This is a genomic window from Paraburkholderia sp. RL17-373-BIF-A, assembly GCF_046030175.1.
GTDB lineage: Bacteria > Pseudomonadota > Gammaproteobacteria > Burkholderiales > Burkholderiaceae > Paraburkholderia.
Window position 1 is genome coordinate 25,338 of sequence record NZ_JARESO010000060.1, and the last position, 25,408, is coordinate 50,745.

22 protein-coding genes are annotated in these 25,408 nt (G+C 60.2%); 11 read left to right on the forward strand and 11 right to left on the reverse strand.

The window, feature by feature from the left end; genetic code table 11:
* Positions 1–253: 253 nt before the first annotated feature.
* The 3 genes from P0D80_RS40355 (at position 254) to P0D80_RS40365 (ending at position 3,383) form a co-directional block, all read left to right on the forward strand.
* Entirely contained in the window at positions 254–523 is a 270-nt protein-coding gene (locus P0D80_RS40355) for a hypothetical protein (protein WP_408292077.1), read from the forward strand.
* A gap of 569 nt (positions 524–1,092) precedes the next feature.
* A complete protein-coding gene (locus P0D80_RS40360; protein ID WP_408292079.1) occupies positions 1,093–1,332 on the forward strand; it encodes a hypothetical protein in 240 nt (79 codons plus the stop codon).
* A gap of 665 nt (positions 1,333–1,997) precedes the next feature.
* A complete protein-coding gene (locus tag P0D80_RS40365) occupies positions 1,998–3,383 on the forward strand; it encodes an O-antigen ligase family protein (protein WP_408292081.1) in 1,386 nt (461 codons plus the stop codon).
* On the opposite strand, the gene P0D80_RS40370 is transcribed toward P0D80_RS40365, so the two are convergent.
* Both P0D80_RS40370 and P0D80_RS52045 read right to left on the reverse strand, forming a co-directional pair.
* The gene (locus tag P0D80_RS40370) at positions 3,377–3,673 is read right to left on the reverse strand and encodes a hypothetical protein (protein WP_408292083.1); all 297 of its coding nucleotides are present in this window, start codon (positions 3,671–3,673) and stop codon (positions 3,377–3,379) included. The two genes, P0D80_RS40365 and P0D80_RS40370, sit on opposite strands and share 7 nt — an antisense overlap.
* Positions 3,585–4,196: a winged helix-turn-helix domain-containing protein gene (locus tag P0D80_RS52045; protein WP_494478664.1), complete on the reverse strand. Its 612-nt coding sequence runs from the start codon at positions 4,194–4,196 to the stop codon at positions 3,585–3,587. Before P0D80_RS52045 ends, P0D80_RS40370 begins: the two co-directional genes overlap by 89 nt.
* A 1,011-nt stretch (positions 4,197–5,207) precedes the next feature.
* On the opposite strand from P0D80_RS52045, the gene P0D80_RS40380 reads away from it, so the two are divergent.
* From P0D80_RS40380 to P0D80_RS40390, 3 genes are read left to right on the forward strand one after another with little or no spacing between them, the layout of a single operon-like run.
* On the forward strand, positions 5,208–6,497 hold the full coding sequence (locus P0D80_RS40380) for an LssY C-terminal domain-containing protein (protein WP_408292085.1): 1,290 nt from the start codon (positions 5,208–5,210) through the stop codon (positions 6,495–6,497).
* Positions 6,494–7,747, forward strand: coding sequence for an LssY C-terminal domain-containing protein (locus tag P0D80_RS40385; RefSeq protein WP_408292087.1), 1,254 nt, complete (start codon positions 6,494–6,496; stop codon positions 7,745–7,747). The genes P0D80_RS40380 and P0D80_RS40385 overlap by 4 nt, the downstream gene beginning before the upstream one ends.
* Positions 7,734–8,888 carry a hypothetical protein gene (locus P0D80_RS40390; RefSeq protein ID WP_408292089.1) on the forward strand — a complete coding sequence of 385 codons (1,155 nt, stop codon included), beginning with the start codon at positions 7,734–7,736 and terminating at the stop codon, positions 8,886–8,888. The genes P0D80_RS40385 and P0D80_RS40390 overlap by 14 nt, the downstream gene beginning before the upstream one ends.
* A 43-nt stretch (positions 8,889–8,931) precedes the next feature.
* Here P0D80_RS40390 and P0D80_RS40395 read toward each other — a convergent pair whose 3' ends face one another.
* Positions 8,932–9,279: a hypothetical protein gene (locus tag P0D80_RS40395; RefSeq protein WP_408178775.1), complete on the reverse strand. Its 348-nt coding sequence runs from the start codon at positions 9,277–9,279 to the stop codon at positions 8,932–8,934.
* Between the two features lie 1,407 nt (positions 9,280–10,686).
* Between P0D80_RS40395 and P0D80_RS40400 the strand changes: the two genes are divergently transcribed.
* Positions 10,687–11,208: a zinc ribbon domain-containing protein gene (locus P0D80_RS40400; RefSeq protein ID WP_408292091.1), complete on the forward strand. Its 522-nt coding sequence runs from the start codon at positions 10,687–10,689 to the stop codon at positions 11,206–11,208.
* 392 nt (positions 11,209–11,600) lie between these two features.
* On the opposite strand, the gene P0D80_RS40405 is transcribed toward P0D80_RS40400, so the two are convergent.
* Positions 11,601–12,449: an SDR family NAD(P)-dependent oxidoreductase gene (locus P0D80_RS40405; protein ID WP_408178714.1), complete on the reverse strand. Its 849-nt coding sequence runs from the start codon at positions 12,447–12,449 to the stop codon at positions 11,601–11,603.
* A 126-nt stretch (positions 12,450–12,575) separates the two neighbouring features.
* On the opposite strand from P0D80_RS40405, the gene P0D80_RS40410 reads away from it, so the two are divergent.
* Entirely contained in the window at positions 12,576–13,469 is an 894-nt protein-coding gene (locus P0D80_RS40410; RefSeq protein WP_093645171.1) for a LysR family transcriptional regulator, read from the forward strand.
* Between the two features lie 153 nt (positions 13,470–13,622).
* On the opposite strand, the gene P0D80_RS40415 is transcribed toward P0D80_RS40410, so the two are convergent.
* Genes P0D80_RS40415 through P0D80_RS40430 form a run of 4 tightly spaced genes read right to left on the reverse strand, consistent with a single transcriptional unit; the run spans position 13,623 to position 18,333 of the window.
* Positions 13,623–14,609, reverse strand: coding sequence for an ABC transporter permease (locus P0D80_RS40415; RefSeq protein ID WP_408292094.1), 987 nt, complete (start codon positions 14,607–14,609; stop codon positions 13,623–13,625).
* A complete protein-coding gene (locus P0D80_RS40420) occupies positions 14,606–15,586 on the reverse strand; it encodes an ABC transporter permease (RefSeq protein ID WP_408292096.1) in 981 nt (326 codons plus the stop codon). Before P0D80_RS40420 ends, P0D80_RS40415 begins: the two co-directional genes overlap by 4 nt.
* Entirely contained in the window at positions 15,583–17,169 is a 1,587-nt protein-coding gene (locus P0D80_RS40425) for a sugar ABC transporter ATP-binding protein (protein WP_408292098.1), read from the reverse strand. The genes P0D80_RS40420 and P0D80_RS40425 overlap by 4 nt, the downstream gene beginning before the upstream one ends.
* A gap of 36 nt (positions 17,170–17,205) precedes the next feature.
* Positions 17,206–18,333, reverse strand: coding sequence for a sugar ABC transporter substrate-binding protein (locus P0D80_RS40430; RefSeq protein ID WP_132380161.1), 1,128 nt, complete (start codon positions 18,331–18,333; stop codon positions 17,206–17,208).
* Positions 18,334–19,704: 1,371 nt separating this feature from the next.
* On the opposite strand from P0D80_RS40430, the gene P0D80_RS40435 reads away from it, so the two are divergent.
* Entirely contained in the window at positions 19,705–20,232 is a 528-nt protein-coding gene (locus tag P0D80_RS40435) for a hypothetical protein (protein WP_408292101.1), read from the forward strand.
* A 181-nt stretch (positions 20,233–20,413) separates the two neighbouring features.
* Here the strand turns inward: P0D80_RS40435 and P0D80_RS40440 are convergent, their stop codons facing one another.
* Both P0D80_RS40440 and P0D80_RS40445 read right to left on the reverse strand, forming a co-directional pair.
* Complete coding sequence (locus tag P0D80_RS40440) at positions 20,414–20,812, reverse strand: hypothetical protein (RefSeq protein ID WP_408178710.1); 399 nt, start codon at positions 20,810–20,812, stop codon at positions 20,414–20,416.
* Between the two features lie 413 nt (positions 20,813–21,225).
* The gene (locus P0D80_RS40445) at positions 21,226–21,747 is read right to left on the reverse strand and encodes a hypothetical protein (RefSeq protein WP_408292103.1); all 522 of its coding nucleotides are present in this window, start codon (positions 21,745–21,747) and stop codon (positions 21,226–21,228) included.
* Positions 21,748–22,116: 369 nt separating this feature from the next.
* Between P0D80_RS40445 and P0D80_RS40450 the strand changes: the two genes are divergently transcribed.
* Positions 22,117–22,299 carry a hypothetical protein gene (locus tag P0D80_RS40450; RefSeq protein WP_408292105.1) on the forward strand — a complete coding sequence of 61 codons (183 nt, stop codon included), beginning with the start codon at positions 22,117–22,119 and terminating at the stop codon, positions 22,297–22,299.
* Positions 22,300–22,682: 383 nt separating this feature from the next.
* Positions 22,683–24,518: a bifunctional diguanylate cyclase/phosphodiesterase gene (locus P0D80_RS40455; RefSeq protein ID WP_408292107.1), complete on the forward strand. Its 1,836-nt coding sequence runs from the start codon at positions 22,683–22,685 to the stop codon at positions 24,516–24,518.
* 672 nt (positions 24,519–25,190) lie between these two features.
* On the opposite strand, the gene P0D80_RS40460 is transcribed toward P0D80_RS40455, so the two are convergent.
* The coding region (locus P0D80_RS40460) for an OmpW family outer membrane protein (RefSeq protein WP_408292109.1) at positions 25,191–25,408 on the reverse strand (218 nt) is incomplete at its 5' end.

Genomic DNA, 25,408 nt, shown 5'->3' on the forward strand with positions numbered 1-25,408 from the left:
CCGCTGGTCATCGCCGGCATAAAGACAGATGCTCGTTGTCTTGCTGTCTTGCTGCCCTCACGCAGAGTGAAAAGCTGCCATCCGGACTAACTACCGTTCCGATGCAATATCCGCGGCAGCTTCGCGTCAGTTAAGCCTTCGCGGCACCACTCACATAAAACGACGTCTCGGCCGCGCGTTTGTGGGAATTCTTTCCCCGGCCGCAAGTTCGGTCTCGCTAAACGCGACCCGTTGATGACGAAAAGGTGAAGAAATGAAAGTGCAACCCTCGGCTGTAATCATCGTGCTATTCCTGCTCACCGCGGCCGGCGCTGCCGACTCTCAAGAAATGCAACCGTCAGACGTCGCTAGCCACTTATCCAGTCAGCAGCCAATAAATTCATCGCAGCGGGCGATGCCGATGGACGGCGACGGTACGTGGAACGATGGAGCCCAACCGGGCGGACGAAATGGTTACGGCAAAACCCGAGACGGTCAACTGTGCGTGGTGGGCCTGTCGTGCGATATCTATCAGGGTAGTTAACCTGGACGGCTGTGTCGCGATAAGCGGACTCGATATCTGAAACGACCGATACGATCGATGAAACAGATGCTGAGTGGGGTCGAGAGTGTGCGGGCACTGATCGAGGAAGCTGCCGTCCGGCTGCTCGACACCGCCGTTAGCGGCAATCCGCCACATAGCTGACGCAGAACCGAGCCCGCTCCGACGTCAGCTATCGCCGTAGGAAGGAGCGTTCGTTCTCGACAAGCGGTTGGCCGGTTACCGGGGCGGACGCTACCGCTGAACCCAGCAAGGGATCGTGCCACGCCCCTGCGTCGTGCAAATTGCTGGCGGCGGGTCAAACTCGCCTTTCAGCCATTTGTCGAGTCGGATCTTCATTTAATTTTCCATGGTTTCGATCAGTTGTGGTTCTGCTTTGCGCCTGCTGCGCTCCCTTTCAGCGAGGTGCGCACTTTTGCACAAGAGTCAGCCGTGTGTAATGGAATTCGGCACTTCAATGCAGAGGGTTGAGCCCCCATGCTAGGCTTCCCGCAGTCCTCGCCGTGTAGGTTGTCGAGGAACCTGCGGTTCGTTCTGTGTCTGGAGGGTTTGTGGCTTTTGAACATCGTGGTTTTCGCGTGACCGCCGATGCTGCGGCGGATGAGCTTGGCGTTCAGTGGGTATGCCATGCCGTGATTGAACGTACCGACGGGGATAAGGCCAAAGGCACGCCCCCGGCAATCGAAATGGTCATTCCAAGGGCCAAAATCGACCCACTGATGGCACTCAGTGCGCTTGAGCATCGGGCTCGAACCGAGATAGATGATTGGCATGAAAGAGGGCATGCGTAGGTGTATTTCTTTCACCAGGCGAGCCACCTTTCCGCTTCTGAGCGAAGACTGCGAACGCCACCGCCTATATCCACGAGTTAGCGTCCCGTCGGAACCAGCGCGAGGCATTGAAGGTGTTCCAGAGAGTCCGATCACTATCAATGGGGCTGACTGACGCCCCTCCGAAGGATCGTTGCTGGCATTTTCGGAAAGCCGATAGGCGCGCATATCGACGGTCTCAACGTAGTCTGCGCGCCAACATTCGCTAAGCCAGTTCTTCCCGGTGGCGGAACGTGACTGGACCGGGTCCCACGACGAACTTCCGTAGGCGACCCACTTCTGCCATCGAATGCTTCACAAGGGAACAGTAGCTTCTGAGGACCAACGGTCATCCGTGAGTCCACGGGCGCCGCCGCCCCACCACCAATCTCGTATTTGACAAAGTTCTCCGCGAAGTCCGCTGATGTCGAATAGAAGCGGAAATCTCTGCCCGGCGTTAGGCGCCCTCCGTCCCCGCCACCAGTGCGGCGCCATCGCTAGTGCCGGCATTAATTCCCTTCGTTGCCCTTTCGCATCTGGCCCTTGACTAGCGCGCAATCTCGTGCACCGGTCGCAGACCGGCCGAGGACGTTTGGCGTACAATCCGCCCGACTCTAATTTCTTACCAATCTTGAATAGAAAATGAGATGAATGACCTGAGATTTCAGTCTCGGATCGGGGAAACGCTGTCCGTGGGTTGCGCCATACTGATTTTCGTGGCGATGTTCGACCACGTGATGGCCATCAAATATGTAGATCTCGGGATGCTGGTCGTGCTTGGCGCATGGTGTGCCGGCAGATCGTTGCTCAAGGACTCGCATACGCGCCCCCTCCTGCTGCCGCTCGGCCTCTGGGCAATCTGGACACTAATGTCAGCAAGCTGGTCAGCCGACCCCGCCATTAGCGCACACGCGTGGTTCGACGAAGTCGGCTATCCGCTCACAGGTTTCTACGTGTTCTGGCTGACCGCACAGCAACCACGCCACGTGCGGCGCCTGCAGACGGCCCTATGGGCTGCGTGCCTGATTCTTGCGGGCATCAGCGTCGCGTACTTCCACTTGCTCGATCCGGCGCTTCCGAAACCTGGTCTGCTGCACTTTTATCCCCGCGTTGGACACACCAGCACCTTGGCGCTGATGGCGATACCCACACTCGGCGTCATGGCCGCAAATGCCGATACACGGATCCGCGGACTTATTGGCATCCTTTTCTGCGTCATCATCGGTGGTGCCACACTGAACCGCTTCTTCTGGGTCGCGCTTGCCGCGGTCGTGGTGATATTGCAATGGCCGCATACGCCGAATGACCGCAAGCGTGCAGCGTGCATACTCAGTGCACTTTTTGTTTCCATCTTGATCGCTGCGGGCTTTAGTAACAAGCTACGTCTCGCCACGGTTGCAAGCAACGCGACGCGATCGGAGACGGTGACTACGCCCGCGACGATGGCCAAGCCCTATATCGGTATGACGCTGGCATCGCTGCATACTGAAGACCCCGCGGCGCGCCTGGCCGACGCCGATCCGCACCATCACGTTGGACTAATGTCCAGGTTTCCGGCGCTACGCGCAGCGGACCGTGTCATCACCGCCGACACCCGGCCGCAAATCTGGAGCTTCTATAGCAGTCAGGTGCTGAAACACCCCTGGATAGGTATCGGCTTCGGCAAACCGCTGCCGTCAATTGCCTACGGGAGCCTGATCCCCTCCACCCTCGTCGAACTGGATGAGAACGTGCGGACTCACGCGCACAACCTGTTTCTGAATACGCTGCTGCAGGTCGGGGTTGTCGGCCTAGCGCTCGAAATCATTGTTTTTGCGTCACTCGCTTACCGTTTTTACGTGGCGCGCAAGACACACCCACTCCTCTATCGTGCAGGTCTGGCTCTCATCATCGGCATGATCACGAAGAACCTCACCGATGATTTCATGTGGGAATCGACCATGCTGATGTTCTGGTGCAGTTGTGGCTGGCTCATGGGCCTGTCGGGTGCGCAGACAAATGCGAACTGTGCCAGCCAACTGAAAAACTACTGACGCGGTTTGTGAAAAAAACGGGCGGTGTCCTTCCATCTCGACCCGTTGCCGTCATTCGAATCGCCGGCATGGCAACGACCGCTCTCGAAGTCCACCGCAGTTCGGTCATGGTTGGTGGCCTGCGGCTTCTCCGCCTTTGCCACGGAGAGCGGCATTGGTGAGGCAGCTACAAAGAGGCTCGCGCCAAAAAGTGCTGCAAGCTCACGACCGGCTTGCGTGTTGCCTGAGGGGGAGAATGCCCAATCCAGGGCTGAGCAAACGTTGTCGAGAAGGAGACAAATTTTCTCCATGGACTCGCGAACGGGCCTCGTTAGTCCAGTTGCCATGAATAGCGCAAAACACTTTGAACAGGTACCGGGCTCGCCTCCACTCCGTCGCGTTTCGTTCTCCATTGGCCTCGAGGCGTTGCAATGCGTAGCATCGGGTGGTCTCCAACAGACTGTACTCGACATGCCCTTGTTCGAGATGTGCGGCGACGAGAGACTTCGCGATCAACGCGCAGATGGCCTCCGTTACGTCGTGAACTGAGAGGTCCTCCGATGCAGCGACAGCTTGAGCATCCTTGAGGGTAAAGGCACCTCGAACGACACCAAGCCGGCTGAGCACTTTTCGTTCGGTTTCCGAAAGAAGGTTAAAGCTCCAGTCAAATGAAGCCTCGAGTGTTTGATGATGTGGCAGGGCCGTCCTATGCCCACCTCCCAATATCCGAATAGACTCGTCGACTTTTTCGGCGAGGACTTCTATTCCAAGAATCGCCGCGCGGGCGGCCGCCACCTCAATGGCGAGCGGAACGCCGTAAAGGCGCTTACACACGCGCCCAGCGAGCGGGGCAGGAAGCTCAAGAGCGGCACGTTCAAGAATGCGAACCGTGCCCTTGCGGCGCTCGCGAACGTTTACCTGTCGCGCAAGCGATTAATGGTCGAGGTATGCCCATAACGGGCGAAAAGCGGGCTATGCGCCCGCGCGTGAGGCCCGCAAGGGCCAAAAAATAGTGGCACAAGCACGATTTGCGAACTACCAATCGTCGGAACGTCGCGAATTCAGTGCCTTGTTCAGCGTTGCCTTAGACCGACGAGTGTCCGCTACATCCTTCGATGGTTCGGATACAAGCCCTGAGAGCGACGACGCAACTACGCTATATGAAGTGCGTCCGTGACCAGTCCAGAGTCTCACGCGCGACTGCATTCTTAGGACCAGCTGATACAACGAGCAGCATTCTGAGCGGCGTGTTCTTGAATTCAGTTCCCGCCAGTCCCCACTGGGTGAGCAGACAGATGTTTTCTACGAAGATCACATCATGTCTGCGTGGGCCGGCTGTTACGGTAGCGGCAAAACCCTCCGGGGCTTTTGCGTCTCGCGCTCAAGCTCGAGACGACGGTTCTCGCGGCGCACACGCGTGAGTTTTTCGCGCTCCGTCGTCGTCAGGCCGCCGTGATGCATGCCTGCATCGCGAGCGGCCCGTAAGACCCAGCGATGAATGGTTTGAGCGGTCGGCTCGAACTCCCGGCATGTTGAAGCGGAACTGTCCTCAATACCGGCCCGTACAAACTGGTAACGCACAGACCCTCGATCTCATGGCTCACGTGGTACGGGGACATCGGTAGGAAGAACTTCACGGTGTGTCACGCCGGGCAGGACGTCGTTCATGCGCGAAGCGCCGCGCTTGTCGATTTTTAACGATGGCGCACTGTAACCCGCACACTATAATTCCACACGCATATCGGAGACAGTTACATGGAAGCAGCCTGAAATTGCTGTAACGATCAGCTCAGACTAGCCTACTAACAGGAGCGCGGCCCGGGCTCGCGGCAAAGGGGTGACGCAATGGACCGCATTGTGAATCGACTGCTGGCTGCGGTTGTCATCGCCGTCGTGTTGTGCAGTTGCGTCATTACGCTACCGGATGCCGGCGGACTAACCTATAAGAGCCGCGCCGTGACTCGCACCGAAGGAGGGCTCCGGGTTTCCGCTTCAGTGCTTTCTGCTGAAGAAAGCGCGGCGGTTTACGGCGTGCCGCTCGCGAAAAAGGGGATTCAACCGGTATGGATCGAGGTACAGAACGACGAAACGGTCAGCTATTTCCTGATGTCGCCTGGCCTCGACCCAAATTTCTTTCCGGCTTCCGAAGCGGCCGAGGCGTTTGACGGCAACAATCCGCCCGGCGGGAAAGACGAAATCGACAGGCGCTTCCGTGGGCTCGCCTTCCGCAACCCTGTGCTGCCAGGGCAGACCGTATCGGGGTATGTGCTGACCAACCTTAGCGAGGGCGCGAAGCTCGTCCAATTGGACCTCGTTGCGAGCGCGCAGGCAAAGACATTCTCGTTCCTCATAGTGGTGCCCGGCTTCTACGCCGATTACCATGTCAGCGCAGTCTTTCGGCGTGAGGTCTATCCGCCTGAAAGGATTGTCGACTACACGGACGATGAGGCTTTCCGCGTCGCACTCGAAGCGCTTCCCTGTTGCGCGACCAATGAGGGCGGTTCGAAGAACGGCGATCCGCTCAATCTCGTCATAGTGGGAGGCCTCGACGACGCGTTTCCCGCACTGGTCCGACGAGGCTGGAGTCCAACCGAACAAAAATGGTCCGGCGCAATCATGAAGATGATTACCTCCGCGCTTTCCGGCGAGCGTTACGTCAACGCACCTGTCAGCGATCTTTATCTGTTTGGCCGGGCGCAGGACCTCGCTCTGCAGAAAGCGCGCGACACGATTCACCAGCGCAATCACTTACGCCTCTGGCTCAGCCCGATGCGCTATCGGGGCAAGCCCGTGTGGGTGGGCCAGATCAGCCGGGATATCGGCGTTCGCCTTACGTTTCACTCACCGACGCTGACGACGCACAAGATCGACCCGGACGTAGATGAGGCGCGCACATCACTTACCGAGGACATGGCCTATTCCCAAAACCTCCAGAAGATCGGATTCGTAAAGGGAGTCGGTGCCGCCCCGCCAGGCGCACCGAGCGAGAATCTCACCACTGACCCCTACTACACCGACGGCTATCGGCAGGTACTCGTATTCGACCGGCAACCCACCTCGCTCTCAGGGATCGAATTTCTCCCTTGGGAGGCGGCGGCAAAGCTCAACGCCCTGCCCTCGGGAGCAAAGCGATGAGCGAATCGTCGTCGCTGCAACGTGCATTGAAGAATGCGGCTGGCGGCGTCGTCCTCTCGCTCATTTTCGCGGGCTGTGCCACGTGGACAGCCCCAACCAGCATCGACGACGCGCCGCTTCGTGAGCGTGCGGTGAGCGCGACGAAGCAGGACGCACGGGTAAGCGTGGCCGTGCTGGGGCCGGACGACAGCCAGCGCATGTTCGGCGCCGACATCAACAAGACCAACATCCAGCCGCTGTGGATCGAAGTCGAGAATCGGACTTCGCAGGTGTTATGGCTGCTGCATTCCGGCACCGATCCGGACTACTTCTCGCCACTCGAAGTCGCGTGGTCCATGCACACGCTTCTCGGAGGTGCGACGAATGCAAGCATCGACAGTCACCTGAACAAGCTTGGATTCAGGAATCCCATTCCTCCCGGGGAAACGCGCGCGGGGTTTCTTTTCACCAATCCCGACCGGCAGATCAAACTCGTCAATGTCGATCTGTTCGGAAGCAAAACGCTGATCCCCTTCTCCCTGTTTCTGCCTGTACCGGGCGATGCCGCGGACCCGCGTTTCGCGCTGACCCCGTTCCAGTATCCCGAGACTGTATTCACGGACTACCACGACCTTGCGTCGTTGCGCGCAGCGCTCGAACGGATGCCGTGTTGTGCCACTGATCAGCACGGGACAACGGAAGCCGATCCGTTGAACGTGATTGTCGTCGGTACGCTTGGGGACATTGGTGCTGCAATGGTGCGGCGTAGCTATCGTCGCGACATGCGTGAAAACGACCTCGCGCAGTGGGTATTTGGACGCAGACCCGATGTCGTCCTGCGCAAGGAAGCGCAAGCGGGCGCGCCCTCCACTTCATTGCGCGCATGGCTCGCGCCCATTCGCTTCAACGGTGACGCAGTGTATCTGGGGCAGGTCGGTCGGCCGGTCGGCGGTCGCTTCGCGCACCATCATACGGCAGGCGACGCGCTGCATGGGGACGTCGACGAGGCGCGGAACTTTCTGATCCAGGACCTGATGTATTCAGGCGGTTTGGATAAACTCGGCTTCGTGCACGGCGTGGGTCCATCATCGCAGGTACACCCGCGGACAACGCTGAATGGAGCGCCTTATTACACTGACGGACTGCGTGCCGTGATGTTCTTCGCGACACGCCCGCTCAGTTTTACGAACGTGCAAATTCTTGACTGGGTGCCTTACCTCGAGCAGCGTGAGTCCGCCGCACGCAAGGAGAACGGCAATGCCGGCAAGTAACCCCATCACGGGAGCGCCAAATGGCGTTTCGATGCGACCGATTCCAGTTCGGCGCGCGTGGAAGAATGGTGGTATCAGTTGCGCGCTCCTTACGACCTGCCTTGCGCTCGTAGCGTGCGCAACGAAGCCGCTCGTTCCCTACACGACGGACACGCCGCCGCTCGCGCTCGTTCCCGCATCCGCAGCGGGCGTGCAGGACAAGCGGGCGCGGTTTCGCGAAATCTACTGTGCGGTGCTTGAAGCGCACGGCCCGGCGCTTCCTGACTACCGTGCTTGCGAAGACGCACTGACGCGCGTCGGCACTGAACCTGCCGGCTCCGGCGCGAGCGTCGATCTCGGTCAATCGAGGCGCCACCTCATCGCGGCAGTGGTCCCTGGCATCGGGTACGACTGCTTCAAGCCGTGGCTGAATTCGCCCGGAACCGTCACTAAGCAGCTACAACAATTTGGCTACGACGGGGTCATGCTCGACGTCGACGGGCTGTCGAGTTCCACCCACAATGCACATCAGATCCGCGACGCCATCATGGCAATGCAACTGTCCGCTGGAGCAGCGCAGCTCGTGTTGGTCGGTTACTCCAAGGGTGTCGCGGACATCTTGGAGGCTGTCGTCGCGTATCCGGAGATCCGTAGCCGCGTGGCGGCTGTCGTCAGCGCAGCGGGAGCGGTTGGAGGCTCGCCGCTCGCCAACGATGCCGAGCAATATCAGGCTGACATGCTGCGGCACTTTCCGGGCGCGACTTGCACCTCGGGAGACGGCGGCGCCGTGCAAAGCCTGCGCCCCGCAACACGCAAGGCGTGGATGGCACAGAACCCACTTCCGAACGAGCTACGCTACTACTCGCTCGTGACGTTCCCTCAGCCGGAACGCATATCGTCGATACTAAAATCGAGCTACGACAAACTCTCGCGGGTCGATGCCCGCAACGACAGCCAGGTGATCTTCTATGATCAGGTCGTGCCCGGAAGCGCTCTCCTGGGCTATGTTAATGCCGATCACTGGGCATTGGCCGTGCCTGTTGCTCGAACACACACCATGATCGGCTCCCTGTTCGTCACGCAGAACGCTTACCCCCGCGAGGCGCTGACTGAGGCGATTCTGCGCTTTGTGGAGGAAGATCTGGCGACATCCGGAAAGTGAAACGGCGCACGTGCGCAATGCCGAACGCAGACTGACCCGCTGCCTAGAGGCAGCCGCTAACATCACCGCCGGTGTTGCCGCCTGTCCCGCTGCCTGCGCGGAAACCGACCGACGTTTTGCTGTTACCCGTCCACGACGGCCGCACGAGAGCGGCTGCGCCATTCGGAGGCTGCTGTCCTGGGACATAGACGTCCATCGCCTGGTTGTTCGCCACAATCACCTGCGATATGACCGTCTGTTGAGACTGGTCTGCCCATTTCTGGGCGATGCATTGCGAGACTGCGGGGACGGGCTGCTGGCTTTCTCCAAGCGATTGTGCGCTCGGCGGCATCGGTTGGCTTGCACAGGCTGAAACAGCGATGGTCACGACGAGAAGCGGTAACGGTTTCATTTCTTCACCCTCCAGTTGGATTTCCCGCTTCCGGGCGCGCAGGCGCGTCAATCTGTACGTCATCGCGGCGGGAAGCTTTGCGGCTCTGCGAGTTCGTACGACCCGACTCAAGCTCGAACGGAGCGGCAAACCAGCCGACTTGACATTGCCGTCAACAGGCCTGTTGACGTTGTCATGGCAATCTCCGAACAAAAGTACGTCAGGGAAAGAATAGGACTGGCGCACGCCGGCAGGTATTGGACCTTGGTTCAATGTCGCGGGAGCGGCAATCTGGACTTGCCCCTGCAAGACCGGCTCATCCATCTCATCGAGACCTTATCGAGCAATATGAGGTTTTGATGAAGGCTGATCAGCAATGGACGCTGGAGGCGAGTTTTTTTAGTCAACACTGGAGAGATACGAAATAAGAACGTAAGCAGCAATGGAAACGTTTGGATTACATACAGAGATCCCACGAAAATCTGCGCAAAAGCTGACGCTTCTGTGACCGCTAGTGGCAAAGGTAGCGGGGCTTCCGGCACGATCTACGCCGTTGAAACTGCGGCATCATCACCTAAATAAGACTACACACAGTCGACAAGGTGACAATCTTGGCTCACGGCAACTATTGACCACTCTTGGCCGGAGCTGCCATGGTCGTCTGCGTTGAATGCATCGGTGGTCCCCTTTTCCACCTCTGCACCCTACGGCGCGACCATTCCATTGTGAGGAAAACGAACATATTGAGCGCTTGGAGTCAACTTTCTTGGTCGATCACTTGTCGGGCACCGCCCAAGGTGGGTTCGCGTAGACATGATGCAGCATCGTGCGCCGAGCCGGGACCAGTACGAAAATCGACAACCACATGTTTCGCGCAACCGGCATCACCGCGTATCCGACGCACGCCACGTAGCGCTACAATCAAATCCCAACTTATATTCGACGTCGTCTGCGCGTCGAGCCCCGGTCATTCGATAGCGTTAGTTGAATGTCCCTTGATGGCCGACCTCTTACCGACGACACCCCGTACCTGGATCCCGATCGGTACATCGCGCGGAGGACCGTAGCCGACCCACTGCCGCCGGTCGAACCTTCGTCCCTCAAGGGCAACTACTGGATGACAACGGTCATCCATGTCGGCTCATTGGCCGACAGGTACGCTCGAGGGTGGCTCGACGTGCACCCGTTGCGCGGGGTGATGACCACGCAGGACGAATCCGGGACCATCCATTGTTCACTGGACCAATAATTTTCTTGCGGCCTGGCGCGTTACCTCTACTCTGGAAAGGTGTGTTATTTGCTCATGGCCGCCAAACCATTCGCAAAGAGAGTTGTGACGAAATAAGGGGTGAGCATTTCAGAGTTCTCGGGATAAATCTCATCCGTTGTTGGAACAACTGCCCGATGAGATGTGGATCGGAGGAATTCATGGCGTTGGTCAAATGCAAGGAATTCGGGAGCGAGGCTCGCAGCAAGCCGACGAAGTGCGTCAAGTATGGCGCGCCCGGGGTAAAGCAGCAGACCGGCGCGAGAAAGATAAGGGGTGGCTTCGGGATTCTTATAGTCGGATCGTTGATCAGCGGGTGTTGCGTTTCGACCTATGGCGCCAAAGATGGCCACGACCCGATGAATCAAGCCCAGTCGTGCTGCAAGGACGACCTCCAATGTCTCGCAGAGAAAGCGATCGTTGCGGCCGACACCTATTGCAAGGATCCGATCGAGCGACTTGCGACGCACGCTGTGAGATGGACTGAGGCACCCAACGAGATGAAATTCAGTTACTTTCGCTGGACCGATCAGCCGGGCGGCGCGATCACATACGTTGGCGATAAGGCCGAGTTCCAGAACGACGTCGGCACCTATACGCCGATCATTTACCAATGCGACCTTGCCAGTGATGGTCAGACAGTGCTTGCCGTCAATGCGACCGCCGGCAGGTTGCCGCGCTGACGACGTCCGGATCCAACCAGCGAATCGAATCATCCCATTCGGTCGTACGTGCTCGCTTAACATCGTTCACTGCTGCGGGAAGCGCTATCGGGAACCGGATTAAGTATTGACTTGAATCGGTCATCCCGCATTCCGTACTCCCGGACGACACCACAGGCATAGACAGAGCGCGAAGGCCCGCTTTCTGGTTCCGAATGATAATCATCTGAAAGGCCTCCTGGCCGCCCCGGAGAAAGTGGCCGCACTGAGTCGGATGACGACCGACCCAGATCGACCCACAGCCGCCCTGTAGGCTACGATCACGAATGGCCGTTGCCCGGACAAAAGCCGACATCGTACGGTTTCATCCGACACGCTTCGCTAGTGTTCAGATTTGTATATGGCAGGACGGCTTAAATGGTAAGGGAACGATGTAACTCAGGCGGGCCACCCATCGCGTAGCGATCAGAGAGTGGCCGGCTACCGTCGATGTCGGTCACGCCGAGTGTTGCGCCGATCTCCGCGCCGATCAGCGCCCTGCCTGAAAGTGCCATCATGGACTCAAATTCATAGAGCGCGGCGATAGTGCGGCCTGTAAATTGTGGAGACTCGCGCTTTTGCTTGGGGCGCTTGTCTTCGAGGAGCGTAGCGAGATAGGCGCGAGCACGTTCGGTATCTAAACCGCCCATCCAGACGGAAACCACGGCGACATTGTATGGCCGTAGCTCCTTCGCCATATCGGCCGCCATTTTGTCCGCGCCTGCCTTTTGGGCGCCGTAGGCCGGGTTCTGATGGTAGCTGACGGCACCGTAGTGTCCGGTGTTGACAATCAACCCACGGCCATTGGCAATCAGAAGCGGCGCAGCATAGTAGCTAGCCACGTAGTGCGAGCGCAGGCCGACAGTAATCACATCGGCCGTATCCAACGGCTTCTGCCAGAAGCCGCCTTGAGCGGGTGCACCAACCTTTGCAGCGTTGTTCACGAGGATATCGAGACGGCCGTGTTGACGACGGATGTCGGCGAAGAAATCTGCCACTGCCAGATCGTCTGCGTGATCGAGCACAACTCCTATTCCTGTCCCGCCTGCGCGAGACACGAGTTCTGCTGTTTCATCTACTGAACCGCCGAAGGGCGTTTCGCCCCCAGTGGCACTGCGCCCGGTGACATAGACCGTGGCCCCGGCTTCTCCAAGCGCGATCGCGATGCCCTTTCCGGCGCCTCTGCTCGCACCCGTCACCACTGCGATCATGTTTGCTGTCATCGATCCTCCTGCGCACTGCACGACGCCTTATTGCGTCGGACTGTCATCAGTTCCAGCAGTCTAGTGCCTGTCGGCTTTGTTGATTAGTGACATAATTTTGTATGAAATCATGAGTGAGACTCAACAATGAACCGCGAGGATCTTGCCGATCTGCTAACTTTTGCAACCATCGCCGAGGAATCCAGCTTCACGCGTGCAGCTGCGCGGCTCGGTGTTTCCGCTTCTGCTCTCAGTCATTCCATTCGCTTGCTGGAGGCGCGCCTCGGCGTCAAGCTGCTCAATAGAACCACAAGGAACGTCGCACCGACCGCTGCGGGAGAAAAGCTGTTGAGCCGGTTGCGGCCCGCTTTCATCGAGATCGGGGCAGGCTTGACAACGCTTGCGGACAATCGAAGCCGGCCAGCAGGCCGTGTCCGTATCAGTGTTCATCGCACGGCAGCGCTTATGTTCGTCGTGCCGAAGCTGACACAACTTCGGCGCGACTATCCTGAGGTCGTAGTTGAATTGTCGGTAGATGATTCCTTGGCAAACATCGTCGCGGCTGGCTTCGACATGGGCATCCGAAATGGCGAACTATTGGCTAAGGACATGGTGGCGGTTCGCATCGGTGCTGACTACCGGACCGCGGTGGTTGCATCGCCCTCGTACCTGAAGAACAATGCCGCGCCGCTCACTCCGGACGATGTGGCCGGCCATGCATGTCTGGGATATCAACGACCAAGTTCGAAGGCCCTCCATTTCTGGGACTTTGAGCGAGAGGGCCGATCCGTCCAGGTGCCAGTCGATCCGGTCTTTATCTCCAATGACAGCGATATCCTTATCCATGCCGCCCTGGCGGGAAACGGCCTCGCCTATGTTCTCAAAGAACAGGTGCAACCCCACCTGAAGTCAGGCACATTGACGCAAGTGTTAGAGGGATGGTCTGTCACGCTAGCGGGAAGCTTCCTCTATTATCCCGACCGACGCCAACTTCCGGTCGCTGTACGTGTCGTCATCGACTCGCTTCGTTATCGTTCTTGATTTGGTATGAGACATTAGCTCCCGGTCCGAATGTTGCGGAATAAATGTCCATTGCCGACCCAGTTGCGGTCATTCGAATAACGCCGGTAACTGACCGCTCCTGGCCCGGTTGCACTCGTTGATTGCGCGCGACTGGCGGGCCAGCGGCTCGACCTACGCCTCTCGCTTGCTTCGCCCATACAGCAGGAGCATCGCCGCGATCACCACGCCGTAGATGATCTGACGCCCCGCCTCCGGCATCTGCGCGACCGAGAGGATCGATTGCAGCAGTGTGATGAGGATCGCGCCGGCCACCGTGCCCAGGTATGAACCCCGTCCACCCAGAATCGACGTGCCGCCGAGCACGACCGCCGCGATCGCCGGCAACAGGTAAGCATCGCCCATCGACTGTGCGGCTTTCGACGCATAGCCCGCGAGGAGCACGCCGCCGAACGCGGCGAACCCGCTGCACACGGCGAAGGCGGTCACCGTGACGAGCCGCGTATCGATGCCAGAAAGATACGCCGCGCGCTCGGTGTTGCCGATCGCGTAAAGCGTGCGGCCAAAGGTCGTGCGCGACAGCAGGAACATCGTGGCGCCCCCGATCACCACCCACAGCGCGACGGCATTCGGCACGCCCGGTACGAGCCAGCCCGCCGCGAGCCAGCGCATCACCTCCGGCGCGGAATCCTGCGGCGACGATCCGCCCGTATAGACAATCATGATGCCCTGCGCGACCGCATTGGTCGCAAGCGTCGCGATCATCGACGGAATGCGCAGCAGTGCGACGAGGATGCCGTTGACGATGCCGATCAGCACGCCGCAACCGATCCCGACCGGAATCGCGAGGACGCGCCCGAGATCGCCGTGCCCCGCGACCGCGCACGCCATCATCGCGCCGACGGTGATCGTCCACGGCAGCGACAGGTCGATGTGGCCGAGCAGGATCACCATCATCAGGCCGGTCGCAATGATGCCGAGGAATGCGCCGACCTTCAGTTGCAGCAGGATGTATTCCGGCGACGTGAAGTTGCGCGAAAACATCCCGCCGACGAGCAGCAGCGCGACGATGCACGCGAATGCGATCACGATCGGTTTGTCGATTCTGCGGGTGAGCCTCGACACGAACGTGGTCCGGCCGGTCGCGGAAGCGTGGCTCATTGAAACCACTCCAGACGGTTGCGCACCCTGAACAATCCGCACGCGCCGATCGCGACAGCAAGCAGAAGAATCATGCCCTGAAATAGCGGCTGCCACAGCGCATCGACGTTGAACACGAACAGCAGATCGCCGATGCAACGGAACGCGAATGCGCCGAAGATCGCGCCGATCGCGCTGCCCTTGCCGCCGAGCAGCGACACGCCGCCGATCACTATCGCGGCGATCGAAAACAGCGTATATGAGTTCGCGCTGCCGAGGCTCGCGTCGCCGGTGTCCGTGAAGAACGTCAGAAACAGGCCGCCGACTGCCGCGAGCAGGCCGGCCAGCGTATAGCTCGCGAACTTCGCGCGGCGGATCGGCATGCCGGACAGGAAAGCCGCGGGTTCGGACGACCCGGTCGCGTATGCCGCTCGCCCGATCGCCGAGCGTTTGAAAGGAATCCAGACGATCACGATCACGGCGAACAGAATCACCAAGCTCGCTGGCAGAACGCCGGCGACCTTGCCCGTCAGTGTGTCGGCGAGGTCCTCGTTGATCGATCCGCCGGGCACAGGGCGCAGCAGCAGCGCCAATCCGTAGTAGACGGCGCCCGTCGCAATCGTCGTCACGATCGGCTGCAGCCGGCCGAAAATGATGATCACGCCGTTCAGCGCGCCGCACAGCGCACCCGCCCCGAGCACGCCGGCGATGCCGAGCGCGCTGTGCAGCGAGTCGCCCGTGACGATCCACGACCCGATGCAATTCGTCAGCACCAGCGTCATGCCGATCGACAGGTCGATGCCGGCGGTCAGCACGACGAGCGCCTGCCCCATCGAGACGAGCGCGAGTAGTACCGCTTTGTTCGCTGCCGTCTGAAATACGTTGGCCGACAACACCGACGGATAGTTGACGAGATAGATCGCGAACATCAGCGCGAACAGGCCGAACGCGAACACCGCTCCGCGATTCTCCGCATACCAGTAACGCAGCCCGCTCATAGCGCCACTCCCGTGGAAGGCACAATCTGTCCGACGGGCAGGTCGAGAGCACTGGCAATCAGGTTCTGCTCGGTGATCGCCGAGCCGACGAGTTCCTTCTTGATCCTGCCTTCGTACAGTACGAGCACGCGGTCGCAGCAGCCGATCAGCTCGTCATAGTCGGTCGAATAGAAGACGATCGCGGCGCCTTCGTCGGCAAGACGCCTGAGCAGCTGGTAGAGCTCCTGCTTGGTGCCGACGTCGATACCGCGCGTCGGGTCGCTGAGCAGCAGGATTCTCGGCTGCCGCATCAGCCACTTCGCGATGACGACCTTCTGCTGGTTGCCGCCCGACAACGAGCCCACGGGCGCGTCGAGGCTGAACGACTTGATCGCAAGCAGCTCCATCATCTGCTCGACGAGCGACTGCTGGCGGTCGCGATCGATTATGCCCGCGGTGGACATGCGATCGAGTGCGGCAAACGACAGGTTCTCGCGTACCGACATCGGCAGCATCAAGCCTTCGGTCTTGCGGTCCTCGGGTATCAGCGCCATACCGATTTCGTTGGCGCGCGCGGCCGTCGGGCTCCCGATCGACACGGCTTTGCCGTTGATCTCGATCTTGCCAGCGCAGCCGCGCAACACGCCAAACAGCGCGAGCAGCAGTTCGCGCTGGCCTTGTCCGTCGAGGCCGCCCAGTCCGAGAATTTCACCGGGCTGCAACGAAAAGCTGATGCCCCGCAGCGTGTCGCTCCATGCGAGATCATGACAGGCGAGAACCGGCGCGGTGCTGCGGGCGTCCGCGGGCTGGTCCGCCGGTTTGGCCGCGGGTTTGGCAGCGGGTTTGGCAGGAAACGCATGCTGGTACTTCCGGCCGATCATCATTTCGACAACCTCATTGTCGGAGCGCGTGCCGGCTTCGAAGCTCATCACATGGCGACCGTTCCGGTAGACCGTGCATTCGTCCGCGAGCGCCTTCACCTCGTGCATGCGGTGCGAGATGAACAGCAGCGCGAGCCCCTCTTCGCGCAGGCGCTTGAGCACCTCGATCACGCGCGCGACGTCGGCCGCGGTCAGCGCCGAGGTGGCTTCGTCGAGGATCAGAATGCGCGGCGCGTGTGCCAGCCCCTTCGCGAGCTCGACCATCTGCTGGCGCGACAGCGGCAGGTCCCGCACTTTCGCAAGCGGATTGATGTCGGCGGCGCCCGCTCGCGCGAGCGCCTCCTCGGCCTGGCGGCGTTGGGCCCGCCGGTCGATCATCCCGAAACGTCGCGGCGGGTTCGCAGCGTAGATGTTATCCGCCACGCTCAAGTCGGGGATCAGCGACAGTTCCTGATACACGCAGACGATACCGGCCGCGTTCGCCTCGGCAGGCGACGCGAACGAGACCTCCCGGCCATCGAAATGCATCGTGCCCTCGTCCGGCTGCACGACGCCGGACATCACCTTCAGCAACGTGGACTTGCCCGCGCCGTTCTCGCCGAGGATCGCGTGAATGCGGCCTCTGCGCACCGTGAGTTCGGCGTGATCCAGCGCGACGGCGCCGCCGTAGCTTTTCGACACGCCAGACATCTGAAAGAACGGCTGCTCTGCATCCTGCAGCATGCTTCGTCTCCGGTCACAGCGCGGGCCATCATCCGGTCACTGGTTGCCCTGGTTCTGCTTCATGATTTCCTGCGCAGAGAAATTGATGCCGCATGTCGGAAACGAGTTGCCGACGAAAAAGTTGTCGGAGTCGTTCGGAAAATAGTTGACGCCCGACTTCAGCATCGAATCGTCGGTGACGTCGAGCGGCAGCTTGATCGCCACGGGAATCGTCTGGCCATCCAGTGCAGCGAGTGCCGTCTTGATTGCCACGGCCACCTGCGCGGGCCCGGTGCCCGCCGACGTGCACTTCAGGCCCTGGCTCCCATACTGCGCGCAGAACTTGCGAAAGCCGTTCTCCGTCTCGCCGCCGAAAGGCACGAACGGGTGTTTCGCATCGATCATCGCGCGCACGACGCCCGTGTCGCCGCCTTGCGCCGATATGCCGTCGAAATGACCCTGCACGGCAATCGCGTCGGCGGCGACCTTTTGCGCGACCCCGTCGTCCCACTTGCCGTAGACCTGGACGACGTTCCACTTCTTGCCGGTGTCGTCCAGCGTTTTCGTGAAACCATTGTGCCGGTCCGTGTCAACCGACGTGCCCGCCACCCCGCGAACTTCGAGCACCTTGCCTCCGTTCGGCAGATGGCCCGCGAGCCATTTGGCCCACAGCGCGCCGAGCCCATATTGGTCGACGTTGACGTTGATCGCGTCTGCGCTGTCGAGCGTGTTGTCGAAAGCGACCAGCACCACACCGGCGTTCTTCGCGCGGCGGATCGCGGGGCCGAATGAGGAGGGATTCTGCGCGTTCACGATGACGGCGTCATAGCCGGCATCGATGAAGTTGTTGACGGCCGAGATCTGCGCCGGAACGTCCTCGCCGGTCGAGACGACCTTGAATTCCTTGAGCTTGGCGGCAACGGCCGGTTGCGCGGTATAGGCCTTGGCCGTCCTGATCATCTGGATACGCCAGGTGTTCGCGATATAGCCGTTCACGAGTGCGATCCGGTAAGGCCCGTTCTTCTTCGGATACTTGATGAACTTCGTGTCGCTCTTCCAAGGGACCATGCAGGTGGGATCGCTGGGCGGCCCTGAAACGATCGAAGCCTGCGCGAAAGCCCCGCTTGCGCAGAGCGCCAATGCGGCGCTCGCCGCCGCTCGAAGCACGTGGATTCCTGAAAGCATGTTGCCTCCTTTTTGTTCGATTGGACGTACCGATTGCCTGCGCACATGGCTGGTCGTGGACTGCCGGCACGGTGTGCGTGAAGCACGGAACCTTGCGGAGTTGCTATAGCGGGACTGGATCGGACTTGCAGAAGGAGCTTTTCAATGGCGCCTCCTCGAAGCGAAAAGAAGGGCATGCGTATACGCGTTCCCGTCTGACAGTACTGGCATACCAATCCACGCGCGATAGTGGTTTACCAGTGATTCCAACGCACCGGGCGACCGGGCTGAAACCCTTGGTGGATAAGGACTGGGCTGCCGTGAACGGAGGCGGCGCTGCACGGGGATGGGGGGGCCATTTTGACGAAGTTCAGCGGTCGCCAGGTGGCTTCGACCATTTCGAGAGCCGCAGATGGGCGATCTTTCGCACACGTCAACTGACCCAGCCGCCGACGCGGTCGCGGCCGACCGGGCCCGGCTATCGACCCAAAGACCGCAATGGCCGACTTGCTCACGTTCGATCATCTGGCGGACATCGGAGCGAACCGGCCGTTGGAATGACGCCTTCGCATATTGCGTCAACGGCAGCTAGTGGTCGAATGCGGTCCGATGCTGAATGGATAATCGATCCGCCGCAGGTCGCTCGGCGTCCGGCTCAGGTCGACCCACAGAAGTCTTTCACAACAAGCCGGAAGCGGACGTCCCACGCAATGGAGGCCGCATCGGACGTGTCTCACCGGCTTTGCGTCGATGCGACGGCGAACGCGCCTTGGGGATACGATTCCAATGGGGGTATCGTCGGCGCAGTATGGCGAATCGCTTTTCACACGCTCGCCGTCGCCATAGATCCTGGACAGTACTTCGCACATCCTCTTCGGCTCAAGGCTCACCACGCCGAATGATGGGACGCCGATCTGCATGTTCCTTCCCATGAGTCGAATCATCGGTGTTACGTGGTGCTTTGCCGATTCGCCCGAACAAGAGATGCCCCACGCAAGCTCATAGCGTCGAGCGCGAGTCGTCGACTGAAGTCCCCTACGCCTGGCAAGACTGAGAAGATGGCCGGCGTACTCGGCGTGCACCCACTCATGCGGCGGGTTGCCGCCGATACGGACCGGTTGACGCCCGCTGAAGTGAACGGCCCCGACTGGCACCAGCGGCAGGTCCGATACCCGAGGCGGTCTCCGGCGCACAGTGCGCCAATGGCCTTCGCCAGCTGGTGAGCGTCGACCGGGGTTTGCGGCGATAAGCGCAGTTATCGCGGCAACCGGTGCCATTCCCGGCCGGAAAACGGTTTTCTGGCGTCAGGCGCGTAATCTAAAGTGGAATTTCCCGCCTGCGCTGCATGGACTGCCGTCCCGGCACCGCTGGTCAGCACGCTGGAGACCCGCCATGCCGCGCCCCGCTGCCGTCGCCCGTGACGACATCCGTGCTGCCGTCCTCGCGAGGGGTTGTCCGTCGCTCGCCGACGCGAAACGCGACCATCCCGTCGTATTCGCGCTGCTCCTCGATGACGATGCGGCCGTCGAGTACTGGGAGCGCGGACGGCTCAGGGTGGTTGCCTCCGATCGCGCACCGGCGCCCGCCACGGTGCTGATCCGCCTGCTGAAGCAGCACCGGCGCTTCAGGTTCGCCCCGCCGGACGAGCCGGCCCCGGCGGAGAGCGCAGAAGCGCCCACGCCCGCCATCGCGGTACCGGAAACGACCAGCCCGTCGGCCTGCCCCAACGTCTGGCTGACTGCGCTTGCACCAAGCGCGGATCCATCCGGCCACGTTTGGCTGGCGCGCACGGGACGCTTCGTCAACGAAATGGTTCAGCCGTCGGGAAGGAAGCGCTGGACCGAACGCCGCCTGAAGTGCCCGGCGGGTGAGAGTGCGCGCACCGGCTCCGTCGTATGGTTGCTCACAGAACTTTCGTAGCCCAAAGGGCGAGCAATCCCGATAGCGCTCGCTCCGTCTGGTTTGCGGTGTGTATCGTGGCGAAGCCGATAAACGGTCACCAAATGCGGCGAAAAACAACGCGCTTCGGCTCACACTTTTCTTCTGCCTGCTTGACTGCAGCTCTCGCGGTTACGCAGCGCGATTGCGGAACCTGGGCGGTTCAATGGCCATGCCCGCCTCCGTGCCCGCCATGACCGCCCCAGTGGCCATGTCCACCACCCCAGTAGCCGAAGTTGAACGACACCGACGGCCCCCACCAGCCGGGCCAGCCATACCACGGGTAAGGAGGATAGTACGCAGGGTAGTAGGCGGGCACGACGTACATGGGCGCCGGGAAGACATACGCGGGTTCACTCGGCGATGCGGGCGGGATGTTCTGGGCGTCCGCGCCGTTCGACAAGCCGTAGCTTTGAGCAGGGACTTCGTGCTGGGTAGCGACACCAGGAACGGCGGGATAGTATCCGTATGGATAATAGCCGGGGCCGACGTAGTAGCAGCCGGACAGCGCAAGCAGTGCAAGGGCGCTACCGCCGCGCGCCGTTGCCGGGAAGGGCTTCATGACATGCTCCTGTCTCGTCGCGACGCCACGATGTGATGCGGCGCGCACTTATGAGCATACTTCAGCGCTGGAACAGAGGAAATGGAGCGCGTACGGGCGGATGCCGGACTGACCCCCAACCACAATGCCTGAGGAGGAAGCAGTGTTCCAGGCGGCACTTGCGCGCTACGAAAAGCCCGCTGGCGGAGCTTACCCGGAGGGTGGTCTCGTTCCCACCTGAAACTGTCGTTCGCCTCTTCCTGCCAATTGAGTCCTTGCCATTCTCTGCACCGGTAGGCGCTCGCTGCCGCCCTCCGTCTGTACCCTCACGGGGACGGTGAATTGAGCAGCGAACGAAGGAAACACAAACCTGAGTGCCCCGGACTAAAGCTTCCGTTTGTCTCTGGTTCTTTCCTGGTGCGAGCAGCAGTGCATCAGGATGTCGAGCCTGGCTGGGGCCAAGGCCAACCCTTCTTCTCGTCGGGCGCATCCCACTCAGTAGCTGGCGCTGCCCCGACAGACGCTTCGACCGGACTCGCATCCTCAGCGGCATCGAGCGTCAGTCCGGACGGGGCGTCCGCTTTTATTTCGGGAAGCCCAGCTCCATACCACTTCACCCTCTTCTGCATGTGGGCGACATACGCCTTCCAGCCGTCGCGGTTGCCGTCAAAGAGGTCGTGCTGAACGGTTGACCCCAGCAGATTCCTGTTGAGCTCAGAGTCAAGCAGCTCTTTTGGCCACAGGAAGAATGCGCTGGCAACGCGTGCGCTGAACTCGGCTACCGTCATCTTCGGGGCAAGCGCCCGGAGGAACCCGAAGTCCTGCAACGAATCTTGCTCCTTCGCAAGTTGAGCCACCAGCGCATCCGGCCGACCTGCCCTGGTCAAACAGCTCAAAGCTTCGAGCATGTCCCCGAGATGAAGCAGCAGTTCTCGTCTATCAAGTCGGTCATCCATTGCAGAATCTCCATTCATTGCGCCCCTATGAATGATACTAGCCGTTCTCACGGTGACGGCCAGCGAGCGCGTTGCGCATCGTTCGAGGACGGGGATGGTCGACGGCCCACGGCGGCGGGATGTCGACGCTGCCTCCCTGGACCCTGCTTCAGTCTGGAGGGAAGCGGGCAAGATGCGCATGCCTCCATCGATACGACCACGGCGCCGAAGGCATGAGAGTCGCGCAGTTTCCAGCACCGACAAAGCGCACGCACCGAAGAACACTTATTTTTTCGTGGCAGGTCGTGCGGATGTCTGCAGACCCTGGTCATCCGCCCCAAGCCTAATCAGAAACTGCTCAAGCTTGCTTGCATCGACGGGCTTGGGCACATGGACATCGAAGTGCTTTTCGAGGGCTGCCTTCCTGCCTGCGTCATCGGCATGGCCGGTAATCGCCGCAAAGGTCGTCGCGGCAAGGCGCTGGAAAGCGCCGATTCACGGGTATGTGAAGGTTCTGTCCGAGTCAGCCTGGCGAATGTCTTGCACATCTGCAGCAACTCCCTACGCTGGTGAGCATGCTTGGGGTACTCCGCTCAGTATCCGGGTAAGCCGTTGGGTGTGAGGTTACGCGTGAGCATACGCTGTCAAGGCGCAATTCCTGTGTTGAACCGAAAGCAGTGACTGCGGGTAAACGTGGAAGTTTCCCGAACAGGTTTCCGCCGATACGGAATCAATGGTAAGCACTGAATTGATGGAAACTTCGCATTAGTGGTGGCCGCGGACAACTTGAGGTCGACTTGTAGTTGCATGTCGGTGCTTCGTTCACAATAGCCTGAAAGAACGGCGCGATTCAAGGAGGCGTCCGCCCGAGTTCGCAATAACAAGAACCTGAGAGAAGACAATTGGGACAGCCATCCGAGAAGCCGCCTACCCGGTCGAGCACACTGGTCGAAACAATGCTGCCACCAGGCTGGGACAACGCTGTCCGGGCCATGGTGCTCGCATTGGCGGTGACGACGGCGACGAGCCTGGTCAGCAGGGCGCTCAAGGCAACAGCTGGAGAAATCGGTCCAATCTGGTTGACCAATGCCGCCCTCCTTGCGCAAATATTAGTGGCACCGCACAGACAGCGATGCTGGGCATTTGCCGGGGGCTTACTGGGCTATCTAAGCGCCGGCCTTCTGGTTGGTGAACGTCTATTCGTGTCCGTCTCATATTTGTGCGCCAACCTCCTCGAGGTGCTGGTGGCGTTGGCATTCGCCCCGCCTATCTCAACGGTCGCCGAACTGTTTCGTCCAAAGCCTCTCGTGAAATTCATGGCCGGTGCAGTGTTGCTCGCGCCGGCTGTGTCCGGGCTGCTCGTGACGTCCATGCTGCACGAACAGCTGGTCGGCCATCTGCTGCAAAACTTTTGCAACTGGTTCCTCTCGGATGCCTTGAGCCTCGCCATATTGACGCCCGCCGCCATCGTCTTCTGGACCGGGGAGGTGACCCAACTGCTGCGTGTCGAGCGTCGGCGAAGGACGGGGTGCCTCCTGCTCCTGGTTTGCGTCATCACGACCGGCGTATTCGGGCAAAATCACTTTCCGCATTTGTACTGGGCGCTTCTGCCCATCGTGTTACTGGCGTTTCAGGCAGACATGGCAGGCTTGATGGTCGGGTTGCTCCTGTGCCTGGGGATTGCGATGTCGTTCACCGTTAGCGGGTCGGGACCGCTGTGGACGTTTCCCTATGGGGACATGCACAGCCGCGTCTTTGCGGTCCAACTTTTTCTCGTCGCGGCAATGGGCATTGCCTTACCTATCAGCGCCACGCAGACGGGGCGTAGCCGCCTCCTTGCAATGTTCCGTGACCTCGAGCAGCGATATCGGATACTGGCAGAGAACGCGACCGATATCGTCATGAGCATGGCGCCCGATGGCAGGCTCACGTACGTTTCACCACGCGCTACGGCGGTGATAGGAATCGCCCCTGAAAACCTTGTTGGTTTGCACCTCCCGGACCTGGTTCTGTCCGACGACCGCGATGCCCTCGCTGCGACAATTAGGAGCATGGCGATGGGTGCGGCCGAGACTTCCCAGGTGATTCGCTTCCCGCGCATAGATGGCCAGGTGCTGTGGATGGAATGCACCTTCGCCATGTCATCGAAAGGTTTCGCGGCAAGCCCTCAGGAGCTCACGGCGACAGCGCACGACATTACGGAGCGCCGGGCGGCAGAGGAACGCCTCGCAGATGAGCGAACTCAACTGCATGCGTTTGCCTTCCGGGACGGACTGACCGGCGTTTTTAACCGTCGGTACTTCGACCGCGAACTGGCACTTCAATCGCAGCCGGAGTTCTGGAAAGAAGGCCGCAGTTTTGTCGCGATTGTCATGGTCGATATCGACGGATACAAGAGCTACAACGACCGATACGGTCATCAGGCTGGCGATGAATGTGTGCGCGCAATAGCGCAAGCTATTGCATCCTCGGCGAAACGTCCTGGAGACACCGTCGCGCGCTACGGTGGGGATGAGTTTGCATTGATTCTGAAGGAAACGGACCCGGACGGAGCGCGCGTAGTTTCCGAGCGCATCCGGCAGGCCGTTGAAAGTCTCCAGATTCCACATGTCGCTTCCGCCGCCGGTATTGTCACTGTCAGTTGCGGAGTGGCGGCGCAACAAGTGGACAGTGGCGGAGACAGCCTTAACCTGGTTGCAACCGCGGATAGAGCGCTATATACGGCAAAGCGGCGAGGACGCAACCAGACTTGTGTGGCCGGGGCTGACGACAAAGATGGCCCAGGATTGTGACGCGGACAGTGCATAGCAAACCACGGACAGCGGCCCTCCGTACTTGACGTGGCGAGTGCGGGCAAGGATGTTGCCGAGCGCGCAGAGCATCGGCCGTCTGGCGCTGGCAAACTTTAAGGCAATTGTTGCTCAGTTTTTTTAGGCATCGTGCTGTCATCGGGAGTCATGCCAGGCATATCCATATGCGCCGTGTCCATGTCGGTCTCCGGTATCATTGGATGATTTGATGCGAGCAAGCCGTATTCCCTAAACTCAGGATGAGCCTCGTTCCTTGCAAAGTGGCCCATTTGCGCTGTACCGTCGACCTGCAGAGGGTGGCCACGTCGCCAGGAATGGCTTCGCGTGGAGGCGCCCATTCTCGCGCTCACAAAATATTGACCTCGAGATTTTGCGGCCTCGGTGAGACAGCGTTTGCAGATCGGACAATGAGCGGCATTGGCACCTCCTGCGTGACGACGTCTAGTTGTATAGCAGAAAGCCACGGCAGAGCCAAGCGTCCAATCAATGGCTACGCGGTCGTCGGAATGACGGCCTTCTGTGTTGCGCGAACGGCACCTATTGTCCGAGTGCTCCCAATCACCGTTCGGCCGATGCTCCCGTACCTCAAACGGCAGCACCCGACCCTTCGATGACGTTCAAACCCGCGATTGGCGCATCGACGACCTGTGCACGCTAGAACGTATAGGCGACGTTCAGGAAGACGTTAAGTGGATTGAGCCGGAGCGTCGATCTGGAAACGATCTGCGTTCCCGTCGCGGTCTGCCCGTATAACGTAAGGTGGGTCTTCACCGGAACGTAGCCGAGAGAGGTTCCGACCGACCAGTGTTTTGTAATCGCATAATTTGCCCCGACCTCGAATACAGGATTCCATGATGAACTGAGTGTCGCAT